Consider the following 656-nt stretch of genomic DNA (forward strand, 5'->3'; position numbering starts at 1 on the left):
CTGGCATCCGAGCACGGCAAGCGGGATGAACGCGGATCGCGCGCCCGACACCGACGATCGAACGAGGCTCGCGCCCAACCAGCTACCGCAGTCGCATCACGGTGGTTCTCCCACCCACCCAGCCTGTTTGTTTCCCTCAGGCTCCGCCCGGCCCGCCAGCACCGTGGCCACCCGAAGAAGACGACGGGCGTATCGGCGTCGTTTTCCGCACAGGTCGAAGTGCCGAGACCGAGGCTTCAGGTGGGTTGGTTGGGTGGGGGTTTCAAGATCCGGTGGTTGAATCGGGGCATGGGACTTGATGTTGTGGTGCGGGGTGGATGGATTGTCGATGGGACCGGAGCGCCTCGGTTTCGGGGGGATGTGGGGGTTGAAGGTGGGCGGGTTGTGGTTGTTGGGCGGTTGGGTGGGGTGGATGCGGGGGTTGTGATTGAGGCTGAGGGGAGGTTTGTGTTGCCGGGGTTTGTTGATTGTCATTCGCATGGGGATGGGGTGGTTTTTGAGGAAGGCGTGCAGTTGGCTTGTTTGCGGCAGGGGGTGACGAGTGTTTTGGTGGGGCAGGATGGGTTGTCGTTTGCGCCGGTTAGGGAGCGGGCGACATTTCGGTATGTGCGGCAGTATTTTGCGGCGATTAATGGGGGGCATCCGGGGGTTGAGGG

Annotated in this window: 1 pseudogene; it reads left to right on the top strand. The window is 62.7% G+C overall.

Annotated elements, in window-relative coordinates:
• Window positions 1-288 precede the first annotated feature (288 nt).
• Window positions 289-656: pseudogene (locus Aple_RS56690) on the top strand (D-aminoacylase); the annotation flags it as partial.

Source organism: Acrocarpospora pleiomorpha (assembly GCF_009687885.1).
GTDB lineage: Bacteria > Actinomycetota > Actinomycetes > Streptosporangiales > Streptosporangiaceae > Acrocarpospora > Acrocarpospora pleiomorpha.